Source organism: Haloarcula sp. CGMCC 1.6347 (assembly GCF_037078395.1).
GTDB classification, from domain to species: Archaea; Halobacteriota; Halobacteria; order Halobacteriales; family Haloarculaceae; genus Haloarcula; species Haloarcula amylolytica.
Genome location: NZ_JAYMGX010000001.1, coordinates 717,600 through 731,231 on the forward strand (window position 1 = coordinate 717,600; position 13,632 = coordinate 731,231).

Consider the following 13,632-nt stretch of genomic DNA (forward strand, 5'->3'; position numbering starts at 1 on the left):
TCAGACCAGTCGCTCGACCGTCTCCCGCACGGCTCGCGCGGCCGTCCGAACCTCTGAGAGACGGACGTACTCCCGTTTCGAGTGAGCGACAGCCCCCCTCTCGTCGCTCAGGTTGCCGGGACCGAACACCACGGTCGGCCCGTTGCTCGCGAAATACGAAGCTTCCGTCGCGGCCCCGAACTGCCGGACCACGCCGCCGCTTGCTTCCTGCAGCGTGCGGACCAGTTCTGCGTCGGTGTCGGTCGCGAACGCCTCGGGGAACGGCGTGTCCGGGCGAATGAGGTCCACGGTGAGACTCATCGAATCCGGGAGCCACTGTTCGAGGTGGGCCTGCAGGTCAGCACAGAAGGACTCGCTGGTCTCCGGCGGGACGCTCCGACGGTCGAACGTGATGGTGCATTCGGCTGGGACTTGGTTGGTCGCCTCGCCGCCCTCCACCATCGACGGGGTGAGGATGGGGTAGCCGAGCGTCTCGTGTTCGCCGGGCCCCCGGGCTCGCGGTTCCCCCTCGTCACCGCTCGCGGTTCCCGAGGCGCTTCGCGCCTCGCTGTCATCATATGACTCTATCGCCTGTAGAATCGGTGCGGCGGCACGGATCGCGTTGTGACCACTGCCGGGGTCGGCGGCGTGGGCGCTCTCGCCGTGGATGGTGACCGTGCCTTCGAACTGGCCGCGAGCGGCGGTACACACGTCGAGGCCGGTCGGCTCGCCGACGATGTAGCCGTCGGCGTCGATGGTCTCGGCGAGGTGTGCGCCGCCGGTCTGTGTCGTCTCCTCGTCGGTGGAAATCGCCAGCGTGACCTGACCGTCGTCGGGCGTCACGGTGAGGAACGCATCGAGGAGGGCCGCGAGCGGGCCTTTCGCGTCACAGGCCCCGCGGCCACAGACGATGTCGCCGTCCCCATCGCCGCCGGTGCCATCGACAGTCTCGTCCAGCCCCGGTGGTTCCGCCCGCCGCTCGTAGGGCAGATGCGGCGGCACGGTGTCGATGTGCGTGTTAAGCAGGATATGCGTCCCGTCGGGGTCACCTCGTGAGGCGACGACGTTCCCGAGGTCGTCTACGTCCGGGTACTCCCCGGCGTCTTCGAGCGTGTCGACCAGCAGCGAGCGCATGTCTTCGACGCTCTCGTGCGACGGCGTCTCGACGGCCTGCCGGTGGAACGAGGGGATGTCGAACGCCATTACTGTTCCATGCGGGTCACGTCCGCCAGATCTTCGCGCTCGCGGACGAGCCGCGTTTCGCCGCCCTCGAAGGCGATCTCGGCAGGGCGGGGCTGGGAGTGGAACTGGTTCGCCAGTTCGTAGCCGTACGCCCCGGCGTTGCCGATGGCGAGCAGGTCAGTCCGTTCGGGCCGTGCGATGGGCCGGTCGGTGCAGAACACGTCGGCGCTCGTACAGCAGGGGCCGCCGACCGACACCGGTTCGGCCTCGCGGTCCGGCGCGGTGACGTTCCGAATCGGGTGGTAGGAGCCGAACATCGCCGGCCGGATGAGCGTCGCCAGCGAGGCGTCGACGCCGACGACGGTCGTCGCCGGCGTCTCCTTGACCGTGTTGACCTCGGTGAGGATGCATTCGGCATCGGCGACGACGTACCGACCGGGTTCGAGTTTGACCTGTGCGTCGAGGTCCCCGACCGCCTCGCGGACCTTCTCGCCGACGGTATCCATGTCCAGCGGCTCGACAGTCTCTCTGTAGGGGACGCCGAAGCCACCGCCGAAGTCGACAAACTCCAGGTCCGCGCCGTCAGCGATGACCTCTCGGCCCATGTTAGCGACCTTGGCAATGGCCCGGCAGTGGTCGTCGAGGTCGTCGTGAAGGACGCCGCTGCCAGCGTGAGCGTGCAGGCCGACGAGGTCGAAGCGCCCGCGTACGTCGGCTGCTACTTCGGGCACCTCGTCGTAGGGGATGCCGAACTTGGCGTCCTTTCCCGTCGCGACTTTCTCGTGGTGGCCCGTTCCGATGCCGGGGTTGATGCGGATGGCGACGCGGCCGTCGTAGCCGCGCTCTTCGAGTCGGTCGAAGGTGTCCCGCGCGCCCCCCGTAATCGTCAGTCCGGGATGCTCTGCAGCCAGTTCGACGGCACAGTCGAGGTCGTGATCCGGCGGATTGACGGCCGTGTACTGGAGCGTGTTCGGGTCCGCGCCGGCGTCGATGGCCCGCTGGAGTTCCCCCCATGCCGCACATTCGATGTCGGCTCCCGTCTCCAGTAACTTCGAGAGGACAGCCTGCCCGGTGTGGGCCTTCGCGGCGTACATGACGTGGGCGTCGGGAAACGCCGCGGCGAACCGCTCGTAGTTCTCGGCGACGCGGTCGAGGTCGACGACGTACAGCGGCGTGCCGTGCTCGGCAGCCACCGCCGCGAGGCGCTCGTGGTCCCAGTCCGCGAGGCGGCGGACCGGCGGCGAATCGTGGCTCATTGGGGAAACCACAGCGTCGGCGGCTAACAAGGGTTCCGCTTCGATATCCACGGTTTGTCCCCGTATTTTCGGAATGCCCACTGATTTCGTTGAGTGGGTTCTCACGATGAACTCGGCGTACTCAAAGCACCCTCCACTGCCCGCCGGACGAGATGATACCGAGAGTGCTCCCTGCGGTCACTTCTCGCTGCTCACTGTTCGCTTCGCGCATCGTCGTCGGGCGGTGATACCGCCCGATTGCCTGCAGGCCCTTCGGTCCCGCTCCGCTCGCTTTACCGCGGACCGCACTTCGTGCGGCCCTCGCTGCTCCACGGCTCCCGCTGGTCGCCGTTCCGTCGAGGTTGCTCCCGCTGGTCGCAACCTCGCTACTCCACGGCTCGCGGCTTCGCCGCTCGGATTTCGAGGTTCTTCGCTTCGCTCAGAACCTCGCTACTCCACGGCTCCCGCCGGTCGCCGCTCCGTCGAGGAAGCTCCCTACGGTCGCTTCCTCGCTACTCCCGAAGCGCGTCTTCTCTCTCCGTCGCTTCCAGCGTCTCCTCCTCGACGTCGGTCGCCACGACTGCCGGCTTGTACGCCCCACCGGGAATCAGATCGTTCTCGCCGACCGAAGAGTCGACGAAGCGCTGGAACGCGCGCCGTTCCGGCGGCAGTTCGCCGTACAGTACCTCGTCCTCGACGAGATCGTAGACGGGAATCCGCGGCGTCAGGAGCGTGTTCTCACCGACAATCGAGCCTTCGCCGACAACGAAGCCGCTGGTGACGCGACAGCCAGCGCCCAGCGACACCTCGTCCTCAACGATGACTGGGGCGTTCTCGACCGGTTCGAGGACGCCGCCGATGAGCGTGTTCGCGCCGAGTTTGACGTTCTCGCCGATTTGCGCACAGGAGCCGACGGTGTCACAGGAGTCGACGAGCGTGCCGTCGCCGACGTACGCCCCGACGTTGACGAAGGATGGCGACATCATGATGCAGTCCTCGCCGAGGTACGCGCCGCGGCGGATGGTCGTGCCGTCCGGCGTGTTGCGGGTCCCGCGCTCGCCGAGGTCCTCGGTCTCCCGGAGTGGGAGTACATCGTGGTAGTCGACGCCGCCGTACTCGCGGGCGACGGTTTCGCGCAGGCCGAAGTTCAGTAGAATGCCCTGCTTGACCCAGGCGTTCGCCTCCCACTCGCCGCCGGACTGCTCCGCGGCGCGGACCTCCCCCGCTTCCAGCGCCGCGAGGAATTCATCGAGTACGGCGAGGTGGTCGTCGGTCGCTTCGGCGGCCGTCAGCCCGTCCTGTTTCCGTTGCCAGAGGTCGTCGATATCGGCTTCGAGGCTCATACCACCCGGTTGCGACGCCGGGGGCTTACCTATCGGGGTTTCGGGATGGGTGTGTTGCCACGCCGCATTTTCCGTCTGTCGTTCTCTCAGTCGGACCCGCGGCCGGGGATGTACCCGCATTCCCGGCACATACTGATGCGCGGTGCCGTCGCTTCGAATTCGCTGGAACATCGCGGGCAATCGGTCGCTGGTAGTTGTACGCGCTGGTTCGTAGCCATACACGATACGCGGCAACTCCGGCATATAAGGCTGACCGTGGTATTGAGAGAGGTATTCGAGTGTGTATTATCACATATTCATATTTTCCGAACACCGGGTGTCGATATGGGAGCCGCTCACCGATCCGTCTATAGTAGCCATTGAAAATCAATGCACACCTGATCGCACGACGGCAGTGCGATCAGTGTGTAAATCGTTTCAATTGTTACTATAGAACCGCAATCAATTGCCGCGAGTAGACCACTGAAAACCGTCCCGTGTTTCCCTCCCGTTCTCGCTCAGGCGTCTACAACGTCGCCGAACTCGTACCAGCCGGCGTCGCGGCCGACGAGCCACGTCGCCGCATCGAGTGCGCCGGCAGCGAACACGCCGCGGTCCTCGGCCCGGTGCGACAGCGAGAGGACTTCGTCGTTGCCGGCCAGCACGAGTTCGTGCTCCCCGCGAATGTCACCGGCTCGCCTGGCGAACACGCCGATTTCGTCGTCGTCGCGCGGTGCGTGCCCTTCCCGGCCGTACACCGGCTCTACGTCGCGCTCCTCTTGGATCACGTCGAGGATACTGTTGGCTGTCCCCGACGGCGCGTCGACCTTGCGGTTGTGGTGGGTCTCCATGAGTTCGAGGTCGTAGTCGTCGAGCGTGGCGACCGCCTCACTGACGAGGCGCTGGAGGACCTGAATCCCCTGCGAGAAGTTGGTCGCCTTCAGCAGCGGAATCTCATCGCTGGCGTTTCGCAGTCGGGCCAGCCCGTCATCGTCGAAGCCGGTAGTTCCGACGACCATCGGGACGCCCGCTTCGACGCAGGCCTCGGCGACGGTCAGCGCGCCCTCGGGGACGGCGAAGTCGACGACAACGTCCACGTCGTACTCCCGGAGCGCCTCGGCGGCATCGGCGGGGTCGACGACCGGGACGCCGTCGACCGCGTCCGTCTCGCTGGTCGCAAAGCCGACCACGACCTCGCTGTCGGTGGCGGCCTCGACGACGGCCCCACCCATCTGCCCGGTGACGCCGTTGACCGCCACCCGCGTCATCGCTCGGCCTCCGCGTACTCGTCTTCGAGGTCTTCGGTTTCGAGCGTCGCGAGCACGTCACGCAGGTGGTCGAGGTGTTCGTCGGACAGGCGGGTTAGCGGCGAGCGGAGATGTGCCGGGCCGTAGCCCCGAATCCGCATCGCTTCCTTGACCGGGATGGGGTTTGTCTCGACGAACATCGCGCGGAACAGCGGGCCGAGTTCGTGGTGGATCGCTCGCGCTCGCTCGAAGTCGCCGGACAGCGCCGCGCCGACCATCGCGCAGGTGCGCTCCGGTTCGATGTTGGCCGAGACCGAGATACAGCCGGTCCCGCCGACCGACAGCATCGGTAGCGTCATCCCGTCGTCGCCGGACAGCACCGCGAAGTCCTCTTCTCGCGTGCGTTCGATGATCTCGGAAATCTGGTTCATGTCGCCGCTCGCGGCCTTGTAGGCCCGGATATTCGGATGGGATGCGAGTTCGACCGCCGTATCCGGCTCGATATTCTGGCCCGTCCGCGATGGGACGTTGTAGACGATCTGTGGCAGGTCGACGGCGTCAGCCAGGGTCGTGTAGTGGTCGACGAACCCCTGCTGTTCGGGCTTGTTGTAGTACGGCGAGATGAGCAACAGGGCGTCAGCGCCGGCCTCGGCGGAGCGCCGGGACAGCTCCAGTGCTTCCTTGGTGTTGTTCGACCCCGAGCCGGCGATGACCGGCACGTCGTCGACGGCGTCGATGACCGCCTCGACGACCTCGATGTGTTCGTCGTGGGAGAGCGTCGCCGATTCGCCGGTCGAGCCGACCGGAACGAGGCCGTCGACGCCGGCGGATTCGAGCCGCTGGGCGTCCTCTTGGAGCGTTTCGAAGTCGATACTGCCGTCCTGGTGGAACGGCGTGCACATCGCCGGGAACACGCCGCGGAAGTCGATAGCTGTCATTGCTGAGTGTGTGGTGTCGCTGTGGGTTCGGTTGTCCGGTCGGAAACGGTGCGATAGCCGGCCGATACCGCCGGCTGTTGTGTGTCAAACGACCTGGCCCGAGACGGAGTCGCCACGTCCGCCACGAGCCGCTAAAACGTCGGCTTGCGTTTCGCGCGGACGACGCCCTCGCCGGGGAGCCACGAAACGGTTCCGGACTGACGGCGTCGTCGCATGGTTGAGTAACCAAGCGTGACCGACTTAGCTTTTGTGTTCTCGCTGTCGCCTTTCACAGTGCATTCGAAGCCTTATCGAGTCGTCGCATGGAGACGGCGGGACCCCCATCGTGTGGCAGTACGCCAGCGTTTCCCTCGGCTTGTCTGGGAGACGCTGCTGGAGCAGGCCCGACTGTATTTTGGTATTTGCGTCCTGTCTGAAACAAGCGGTCAGAGGTGTACACATTACATTCTGACAATAACACATAAGTATCGGCCACACAACACATACTGCAAGGTACATAATATCGGCAGGTATGCGTCGAAGACACTATCTTTTAGCCACCTCCAGCGTCCTCGGATTCGCCGGCTGTTCGAGTACCAGCAGTGATCCGACCGAGACAGCTGCAAAAACGGAAACCGAGAACACTGAGCAACAAACAGCTGGAAATACCGAAGAGATGACAGAGCGTCAACTCAGTGATCACATTCGGCCAGCTGAGAGTCCTGAGTCCCCGGTAAAAGACCTCTCGTGTGAGAAGGGCAACTTCACTCGCCACCCGCCAATGTATGACGAAGGCTCCGTTCCGTGGGGAGATACTGGATATGTGTCACTACGGATTGATGGGACAGCGTTTGAATACGGTGACACAGCCCAAATTACGCTGACAAACACGTCTGATAGCACCCTCACTCTGGGTCTTAAGTATATGTACCAGATCGAACTGCTCACTGAAGATGGCTGGCAAGATGTCCGTGGACAGACCGGGGACGATGAGTTTCAATACGTGGATCTGGGTACCGAGGCAGCGCCTGGGCAGGTATTTGAATGGTCGCTCCGTCTGACCGAAGATGGGGTGGTTCCCGGCGAGAAAGATTTTACTGTGTGTCCTGAACTCGTCTCCGGTCGGTATCGGTTCGTCTACTGGACAGCTACTCCGGTAGCAGTTGCGTTCGACCTCCAGAAGTAGGCTGTTCCGCGCTTGTCTGAGTGAAACGCAATGCTCACTAAGTTGACTGCACGCCTCGGTACTCCGCCCCTTTTATTGACAGGTTCTATCCGCGACCAGAACTGCTGAAGCGACAACAACTGGTTAGTTGGGGCATAATTACGCCGTTCTTTCACGTTTGTATCCCGAAAGCATATTCCGGGCGGTAGCCAATACCTGATATGACAGTTTCCCAGCCGGGACAGCGCGTGGCCGTACTGGCCGACGCGCAAAACCTCTATCACACTGCCCGGAGTCTTTACTCGCGGAACATCGACTACGAGGCACTACTGGAAGAGGCCGTTGACGGCCGCGAACTGACCCGCGCAATCGCCTACGTCATCCGCGCGGATTCACCCGAAGAAGAGTCGTTCTTCGAAGCGCTCGTCGACATCGGCTTCGAGACGCGTATCAAGGACATCAAGACGTTTCAGGACGGGTCGAAGAAGGCCGACTGGGATGTCGGGATGAGCCTCGACGCGGTTTCGCTGGCGAATCACGTCGATACGGTCGTGCTCTGTACTGGCGACGGAGACTTCGCTCGCGTGTGTCGGTATCTCCGCCACGAGGGCTGTCGTGTCGAAGCGATGGGATTCGAGGAGTCGTCCTCTGAAGATCTCAAAGCGGCCGTTGACGGGTTTATCGATATGAGCGACGATTCCGACCGGTTCCTGCTATAGCCCACCCAGTGTGGGCGCTCACTCTGCCACCGTGTCTCCGTTAGCCAACCACGGTACCGGATACCTTCTCACAGTGCGACGGCCTCACAGCTGCTCTCATCTGGGTTACCCTCGACGGAAAAATACCTCCGCGGTCAGACCGGGCGACCGTCTTCTGACGTTCCAACGAGGAGGGCTCCGGCGGCCAGTCCCAGTGCAGCCAGCGCTCCGGCAGCGGCCGGGATGCCGATGTCGATTGCCCCAGTACCAAGGATGAGCACGGTGCTGATCGCCAGCAGCGCAGCGCCCAGAATCACTTTTCGCGTGTCTGTAGGCATGTCACCCGTCACTTGGAAGGCATCCGGTATAAATTTCCCCAAAATCGACGGAGGAAAGTATGGTACTAGGAAGCAATGCCCACATCGTTCCTGAGAGACGCCACCGCTCCGGCCCGGCAGAACGGAAATTCCGGCCCACCTGCATAACTGAAGCAGCAAACACATCCCCGTGTAGTTCCCCCGACCAGTTGGGTCACAGAGACGGCGTGTTGTCATATGCTGAGGATAGTCGGTACACCCTCGCGCTCGTCACGGAACAGGCGCGAGATGGAGACCCACTGCAGTTCCAGGCGTCGTGGTCGGATCGCTGACCGCGGATCGGATACAGAGGCACACGCCCCGTGTACTCGGGCCGGGGCGACTGACGGAGCGAACCAATGGCATTCCGGTTCGGGACTCCGTCACCCATAGGGCCGGACCGTTGATTCGGAACGGATTGGGGGAGTGGCATTCACCATCGCCACACGATTTCGGTCGGCCGTGGTTCGGGCACCCACGGCTGGGCGACCATTTCATTTCAGACTGCGCCGGACAGTGGTACGGACAGAACCGAAAGGCGGTTTATCACCCGGCATCGAACACGGGCAATGAGTGACGACGAGTTCCGCGGGCTCCGGCGCGCGGCCGACTACCAGTTCGGCGGTGGCGGCGGGACAGCGCTGTTCACCGGCGCTGACGCCCTCGACGTAACACACACAAGCTCTGGCCGGCCGCGACAGGTCCATGCCACGGACGGCCGCATCGCCACGTACGGCGACGACGGACGCTTCCGACTCGGACTCGCCGGCGGGAGCAGACTCCTCGATGCCTTCGACGGGCCGCGACACCGCGTGGTCGTCGGCGACGAGAGCGAGCCCTTCATCCGTGAGGGCCGCAACGCCTTCGCGAAGTTCGTCCAGTCCGCCGACAGCGCTCTCCGTCCGGGCGACGAAGCCCTCGTCGTCCACGAGGACGGCTATCTACTCGCCGTCGGCCGCGCGGAACTGCCCGGCAGCGGCATGGACGACTTCGAGACGGGGATGGCCGTGAAGGTCCGGCAGGGCGCAGAGGACTGACGGGTTTTGTGGCGATCGCCGGGGCGTGCCGCCCTCGTGGGTTGGCACTATCCAGGATGGTCGACAAGGATTAGTATGACAGAAAGCATTTGCTGCTCCCTTCGAGACGAGCGATATGCGCCGCCGCACGCTCCTCGCCGCGCTTGCGCTCTCCCCAGTTGCCGGCTGCAGTGCGCCCGGTGACGACACGTCGACGGACGATTCGACATCATCGACAGCCACAACGACGCCACAGGAACAGCCGACAACGGCAGTGACCAGTACACGGCAGGACACGCCGACGCCGACAGTAACGCCCGCTCCGGACGACCCGATCCTGTTTGTCGTCGACAACGACACGGACAGCGAGCAGACTGTCACACTCACTATCACGAGAAACGAAACGGCGGTACTGGACGAGACGGCGACGCTGGCTGCCGGCGAGTCGGTCGAGTATGACCCGATGATCGGTGCGACCGGCGAATACACGATCACTGTCCAGGTGGAGGGTGGCCCCAGCCGGACCATCGACCGGCCTATCGGCCGGTTCGCGGTCAGAAACGGCTCGAACCACTTCGTCGACATCACCGCCGAGGAGATACGGATATACTGGGAGGAGTAGTCACAGCACCAGTCCGGACTGCAGCAGCCACACGAGAACCGTCACCGTCACCGCGCTGACGACGGTCGTCAGGAACACGGTCGCGCTGACGAATTCGCCTGGCGAGCGGTCGCCAGTCTGATGGCTGAACGCGCCGACGAGGATGATGGTCGTCACGCCGGTCGGCGTCGCCAACAGGAGCACGACCACCCGCGCGACTGTCTGGTTCTGGAACCCGACCACGAGCACCGCGGCGAACGCGAGCACTGGCGCCAGCAGGAGTTTCAACGCGCTGGCGATCCCGACCGACCGGAAATCGCTGTTCCCGTCGACGTTCGATAGCTGGATGCCGAGAATGAGCAACATCACCGGAATCGAGGCGTTGCCAAGCAGTTCGAGTGTCTGCATCACTGTCGAGTCTGTGGGCGGCACTGCGCCGACCCATCGGAGTGCAAGCGCGACGACGACAGCGTAGACGAGCGGCACGCCGAACACACGGCGCATATCCGCGAGCGGGCTGTCGCCGCTACCCCGGGCGGCGATGTAGATGCCGACGGTGTAGAGTAGCACGCCCTGCAGCGCGGTCACGAGGACGGCCGTGCTGCGCCCGGTCGCGCCGAAGGCGAAATCCGCCAGCGGAATGCCGTAGTTCCCGGTATTGGGGAAGATAGCGACGAGGACGAACGCGCCGAGCAGCGGTTCCGAATGCCCCGTGAGGCGGCCGACGCCCTCCGCGATGAGAAGCATCGCCGCGGTGAACAGCACGACAGCGAGGACGACGCTCAGAATCGTATCGCCGGCCAGCGAGGACGTTGTCAGGCTGTGGACCACCAGCGCGGGCGCGAGGACGTACACCGTGATGGTGTTGAGCGCGTCCGGGTCCGTACCTTTCACCCGGCCGAGCGCGAAGCCGGCCGCAGCGACGGCGACGACCGGGAGGATGGCCGTGGCGAAGATGGACAGCAGTGACACGGCGGGGATGGACGGGCGATCCTTAGAATCGTTACGAAGCCGTGGGAGCGTGCCGGTTTCGCCCGGTCGACCGGCCTGCCCCGCGACGGACTCCAGTCCGAGCCCGGGTCGCTACGCTTTTCTGCCCTGCCCCGCCAGTCACACGTATGTTTGGCGGAGGCGGCGGGATGAACCCGCGCAAGATGAAGCAGATGATGGAACAGATGGGCATCGACATGGAGGACATCGATGCGCAGGAAGTAATTATCCGCACCCCGGACGAGGAGCTCGTCTTCGACGACGCGGAGGTCCAGCTCATGGAAGCGCAGGGCCAGAAGACGTACCAGGTCGTCGGCGAACCCGAGAGCCGCGAACTCGGCTCCGGCGAGGGCTCGGCCGCGGCGGCTGCGGACGACGCAGACGAGAGCGGCAGCGACTCCGGCGTCGACGAGGACGACGTCGAACTCGTCGCGATGCGGGCGGGCGTCGACGAAGACACTGCGCGAGAAGCGCTGGAAGCCAACGACGGCGACCTCGCCGACGCGGTCGACGAACTGGAGTAACGTGGCGTATCTCTTCGTCCACGAAGACCGCGAGTACCTGCTGGACCCCGGCGAGCGCTTCGAGTCCGACCTCGGTATTCTGGAGGTCCCCGAGGACGTGGAACCGGGCGATGTCGTCGAGACCCATCTGGGGACCGGCTTCACCGTCCGTCGGCTGCGCGGCCCGGACCTGTTCACCCACCTCGAACGCACCGGCGCGCCGATGATGCCCCGCGACGTGGGGCTGGTCGTCGGCAAGACCGGCGTGGCCGCGGCGGACCGCGTCCTCGACGCCGGCACCGGGACCGGCATCCTCAGCGCGTACATGGGCCGCATTGGCGCTGACGTGGTCACCTACGAGCAAGACCCCGAATTCGCTGAGGTAGCGCGCCAGAACATGGAGACCGCTGGCGTCGCGGACACCGTCGAGGTCCGGACCGGCGACATCACCGACGACCTCGACGACCTCTCGGGCTTTGACGTGCTGACCCTCGACACCGAGGACGCCCCGACTGTGGTCGAGCGAACGCCGACGCTGCTGGACCGGGGCGGATCGCTGGCGGTGTACTCCCCGTTTGTGGAGAACACGCGCGAGGTCGTGGCGACGGCCACCGAGGTCGGCCTCGACGGCGTCGAGACGCTCGACACCATCCAGCGGGAGATGGACTTCGACGACCGCGGCTCCCGCCCATCGACCGGTGGCGTCGGGCATACCGGCTACCTGACATTCGCGCGGCGGCCCTGACGGCTCCGGTCACCCCTCTCAACCCCTCTTGTTGGGGTCGACTTTAAACATGTAGTAGCACGTACACTGTACTGCATGAGCGAATCAGAAACGCCGATGGAGACGACAACTTGGCCAGACCTCGCGATCGGGCTCTATGACCGCCTGACTGGTCGTAATGCGGAAATAACGTACGACTTCGACGACATGGAAGTCGATGTCCCGAGCAAGGCCGGCGAAGACGCCGAGCACGCTCGCTGGCGGGTCGATGGCACGCTGACTATCACGACACGCGATAACGACTGACAGTGGTCACCACGGCGAAGGCGGTCGGTGATCTGTTCGACCAGGTCGAGGGAAAGCCGGACCTGCTCGTCGACGCCGACCTGACCGTCGAGCGGGACGGGGTCGCGTTCAGCGTTCGCGGGTACGACGACCTCGTCGCCGTCGACCTACCGTCTTTCGGGGCGGCGTTCGCCCTCTGGCGGGACCGACCGGTCGAGGGAAGAGACGCCGCCGCAGCGCTGACTGCGGCCGGACTGACGGCTGAAATCCGCGTTCGCGGAGCGCCCGTGGCCCGCCTCGGCGCGGACGCCGTTCCGAGTTCGCTCGCAAAACGGCTCGGTCTCGGGCCGATAGAGCTGTTCCTCGACGGCGCGCTTCTGGCGCTTACGCCACGGCGCGAATGAGGTCAAGCAGTTCGGCCCGGTAGTCCGACGGCGACCGCTGGAGGGGGTCAGGGGGGGTCTCGATGCCGAGCAGTGACGACAGCGACTGGTCGGGGTACGCGCCGGCGGCGATACGGAACCCATCGCCGTGCCAGACGCCGACCCACCCGGTGATCGACAGCGTCGCGTCGACCGCTTCGAGGTCGAGCTCGGCGCTGTAGGTCCGGAGCCGCGCCCGGTCGCCGCTGTCGACGCGGACCCGCTCGCTCCGCCCGCGCTCGACTGATACGAACCCTCTGTCGGCCAACTCCTCGGCGAAGGCCGACTGCGCTTCTGAGCGAACTGTCGGCAGAATCATCGCCGGTCCGATACCCGGCGCGAGCGGCGGGGTAAACGATAGCGCGGTCGCGAAGAAGAACCGCCACTGGTGGTCGAACCCGACCGCGTCTCTGACCGCCTCGCGCGTTTCGGCGTCGTCGTACACTTTCGTCGCGCCCTCGACGCGGGCCGTCGGTAACTGAAAGACGGTTTCGACGCTCTCGTCGACGAGCTCCCAGCCGCCGTCGCACAGCCGGTCCGCGGGAACGTCCGGGAACGCGGGGTCAGTGGGCACGGTCCGGCCTCAGTGGTCGTCCTCGCGCCACTTGTGTTCGCACTCGGTGCAGGTGAAAAAGCGCGTCTCGGACTCGTCGGCCGCGCGGATCTGCTTCATCTCGTAGAAGGCCCGCTCGTTGCCACACTCGGGACAGCGTGCGCCCGTCGTCGGTCCCATGTCTTCGGCGTCGACCTCGGAGGTGTCGACGACTTCCGACTCCTCCTGGCCCTGCGTGGTGACGGCCATCTCCTGTTCGGTCTCGGCGTTTCGAGCCTTCTCGTAGCCGCAACTGCCACAGACCCAGCGCTCGTCGTCCGTTTTCATCATCGAACCGCATTCGTCGCAAAACTCCATTGTAGTACCACCGTTTGCCTGCCGACCGTGTTAAATACCCGGTTTCGCCCAGGCCGTTCTGTCGGTCCCCATCGCTGTGC

At 64.7% G+C, this 13,632-nt stretch carries 17 protein-coding genes; 8 read left to right on the top strand and 9 right to left on the bottom strand.

The genetic code is table 11. From position 1 onward, the window contains the following. From VI340_RS03795 to dapA, 5 genes are all read right to left on the bottom strand, one after another. Entirely contained in the window at positions 1–1,182 is a 1,182-nt protein-coding gene (locus VI340_RS03795) for a M20 family metallopeptidase (RefSeq protein ID WP_336357822.1), read from the bottom strand. Continuing rightward, positions 1,182–2,417, bottom strand: a complete 1,236-nt coding sequence (gene lysA, locus VI340_RS03800) for a diaminopimelate decarboxylase (RefSeq protein ID WP_336357823.1) — start codon at positions 2,415–2,417, stop codon at positions 1,182–1,184. Before lysA ends, VI340_RS03795 begins: the two co-directional genes overlap by 1 nt. A gap of 491 nt (positions 2,418–2,908) precedes the next feature. Beyond that, positions 2,909–3,739 (bottom strand): 2,3,4,5-tetrahydropyridine-2,6-dicarboxylate N-succinyltransferase, encoded by an 831-nt coding sequence (locus VI340_RS03805; RefSeq protein WP_336329736.1) that lies wholly within the window; start codon positions 3,737–3,739, stop codon positions 2,909–2,911. A 497-nt stretch (positions 3,740–4,236) separates the two neighbouring features. Continuing rightward, positions 4,237–4,986, bottom strand: a complete 750-nt coding sequence (gene dapB / locus VI340_RS03810) for a 4-hydroxy-tetrahydrodipicolinate reductase (protein ID WP_336329735.1) — start codon at positions 4,984–4,986, stop codon at positions 4,237–4,239. Then, positions 4,983–5,903: a 4-hydroxy-tetrahydrodipicolinate synthase gene (dapA, locus tag VI340_RS03815; RefSeq protein WP_336329734.1), complete on the bottom strand. Its 921-nt coding sequence runs from the start codon at positions 5,901–5,903 to the stop codon at positions 4,983–4,985. The genes dapB and dapA overlap by 4 nt, the downstream gene beginning before the upstream one ends. Before the next feature lie 511 nt (positions 5,904–6,414). Here dapA and VI340_RS03820 point away from each other — a divergent pair. Both VI340_RS03820 and VI340_RS03825 read left to right on the top strand, forming a co-directional pair. Beyond that, positions 6,415–7,068, top strand: a complete 654-nt coding sequence (locus VI340_RS03820; RefSeq protein ID WP_336357824.1) for a hypothetical protein — start codon at positions 6,415–6,417, stop codon at positions 7,066–7,068. A 200-nt stretch (positions 7,069–7,268) separates the two neighbouring features. After that, the gene (locus VI340_RS03825) at positions 7,269–7,766 is read left to right on the top strand and encodes a LabA-like NYN domain-containing protein (protein WP_004516675.1); all 498 of its coding nucleotides are present in this window, start codon (positions 7,269–7,271) and stop codon (positions 7,764–7,766) included. Between the two features lie 134 nt (positions 7,767–7,900). Here the strand turns inward: VI340_RS03825 and VI340_RS03830 are convergent, their stop codons facing one another. Continuing rightward, positions 7,901–8,083 (bottom strand): hypothetical protein, encoded by a 183-nt coding sequence (locus VI340_RS03830; RefSeq protein ID WP_336357825.1) that lies wholly within the window; start codon positions 8,081–8,083, stop codon positions 7,901–7,903. A 587-nt stretch (positions 8,084–8,670) separates the two neighbouring features. Between VI340_RS03830 and VI340_RS03835 the strand changes: the two genes are divergently transcribed. Both VI340_RS03835 and VI340_RS03840 read left to right on the top strand, forming a co-directional pair. Beyond that, positions 8,671–9,138, top strand: coding sequence for a PUA domain-containing protein (locus VI340_RS03835; protein ID WP_008310158.1), 468 nt, complete (start codon positions 8,671–8,673; stop codon positions 9,136–9,138). A 115-nt stretch (positions 9,139–9,253) separates the two neighbouring features. Further along, positions 9,254–9,739 carry a hypothetical protein gene (locus VI340_RS03840; protein ID WP_008310156.1) on the top strand — a complete coding sequence of 162 codons (486 nt, stop codon included), beginning with the start codon at positions 9,254–9,256 and terminating at the stop codon, positions 9,737–9,739. On the opposite strand, the gene VI340_RS03845 is transcribed toward VI340_RS03840, so the two are convergent. Beyond that, entirely contained in the window at positions 9,740–10,690 is a 951-nt protein-coding gene (locus VI340_RS03845) for an AEC family transporter (protein ID WP_008310154.1), read from the bottom strand. A 146-nt stretch (positions 10,691–10,836) separates the two neighbouring features. Between VI340_RS03845 and VI340_RS03850 the strand changes: the two genes are divergently transcribed. From VI340_RS03850 to VI340_RS03865, 4 genes are all read left to right on the top strand, one after another. Beyond that, positions 10,837–11,232: a nascent polypeptide-associated complex protein gene (locus VI340_RS03850; protein ID WP_008310152.1), complete on the top strand. Its 396-nt coding sequence runs from the start codon at positions 10,837–10,839 to the stop codon at positions 11,230–11,232. A 1-nt stretch (position 11,233) separates the two neighbouring features. Continuing rightward, positions 11,234–11,956: a methyltransferase domain-containing protein gene (locus VI340_RS03855; protein WP_336357826.1), complete on the top strand. Its 723-nt coding sequence runs from the start codon at positions 11,234–11,236 to the stop codon at positions 11,954–11,956. A gap of 75 nt (positions 11,957–12,031) precedes the next feature. Further along, a complete protein-coding gene (locus tag VI340_RS03860; protein ID WP_004962941.1) occupies positions 12,032–12,241 on the top strand; it encodes a hypothetical protein in 210 nt (69 codons plus the stop codon). A 2-nt stretch (positions 12,242–12,243) separates the two neighbouring features. Continuing rightward, positions 12,244–12,624: a hypothetical protein gene (locus VI340_RS03865; protein WP_008310148.1), complete on the top strand. Its 381-nt coding sequence runs from the start codon at positions 12,244–12,246 to the stop codon at positions 12,622–12,624. Here the strand turns inward: VI340_RS03865 and VI340_RS03870 are convergent. Together VI340_RS03870 and VI340_RS03875 are read right to left on the bottom strand one after the other, a co-directional pair. Further along, complete coding sequence (locus VI340_RS03870) at positions 12,605–13,216, bottom strand: hypothetical protein (protein WP_336329727.1); 612 nt, start codon at positions 13,214–13,216, stop codon at positions 12,605–12,607. The two genes, VI340_RS03865 and VI340_RS03870, sit on opposite strands and share 20 nt — an antisense overlap. A gap of 9 nt (positions 13,217–13,225) precedes the next feature. Continuing rightward, on the bottom strand, positions 13,226–13,552 hold the full coding sequence (locus tag VI340_RS03875) for a transcription factor S (protein ID WP_005535365.1): 327 nt from the start codon (positions 13,550–13,552) through the stop codon (positions 13,226–13,228). Between the last annotated feature and the right edge of the window lie 80 nt (positions 13,553–13,632).

Bases quoted from the DNA above. Each gene is read 5' to 3' on its own strand.
- VI340_RS03875 (WP_005535365.1), bottom strand. From the start codon at position 13,552: ATGGAGTTTTGCGACGAATGCGGTTCGATGATGAAAACGGACGACGAG.
- dapB (WP_336329735.1), bottom strand. From the start codon at position 4,986: ATGACGCGGGTGGCGGTCAACGGCGTCACCGGGCAGATGGGTGGGGCC.
- VI340_RS03860 (WP_004962941.1), top strand. From the start codon at position 12,032: ATGAGCGAATCAGAAACGCCGATGGAGACGACAACTTGGCCAGACCTC.
- VI340_RS03805 (WP_336329736.1), bottom strand. From the start codon at position 3,739: ATGAGCCTCGAAGCCGATATCGACGACCTCTGGCAACGGAAACAGGAC.
- VI340_RS03830 (WP_336357825.1), bottom strand. From the start codon at position 8,083: ATGCCTACAGACACGCGAAAAGTGATTCTGGGCGCTGCGCTGCTGGCG.
- VI340_RS03795 (WP_336357822.1), bottom strand. From the start codon at position 1,182: ATGGCGTTCGACATCCCCTCGTTCCACCGGCAGGCCGTCGAGACGCCG.
- VI340_RS03835 (WP_008310158.1), top strand. From the start codon at position 8,671: ATGAGTGACGACGAGTTCCGCGGGCTCCGGCGCGCGGCCGACTACCAG.
- VI340_RS03850 (WP_008310152.1), top strand. From the start codon at position 10,837: ATGTTTGGCGGAGGCGGCGGGATGAACCCGCGCAAGATGAAGCAGATG.
- dapA (WP_336329734.1), bottom strand. From the start codon at position 5,903: ATGACAGCTATCGACTTCCGCGGCGTGTTCCCGGCGATGTGCACGCCG.
- VI340_RS03825 (WP_004516675.1), top strand. From the start codon at position 7,269: ATGACAGTTTCCCAGCCGGGACAGCGCGTGGCCGTACTGGCCGACGCG.
- lysA (WP_336357823.1), bottom strand. From the start codon at position 2,417: ATGAGCCACGATTCGCCGCCGGTCCGCCGCCTCGCGGACTGGGACCAC.
- VI340_RS03840 (WP_008310156.1), top strand. From the start codon at position 9,254: ATGCGCCGCCGCACGCTCCTCGCCGCGCTTGCGCTCTCCCCAGTTGCC.
- VI340_RS03820 (WP_336357824.1), top strand. From the start codon at position 6,415: ATGCGTCGAAGACACTATCTTTTAGCCACCTCCAGCGTCCTCGGATTC.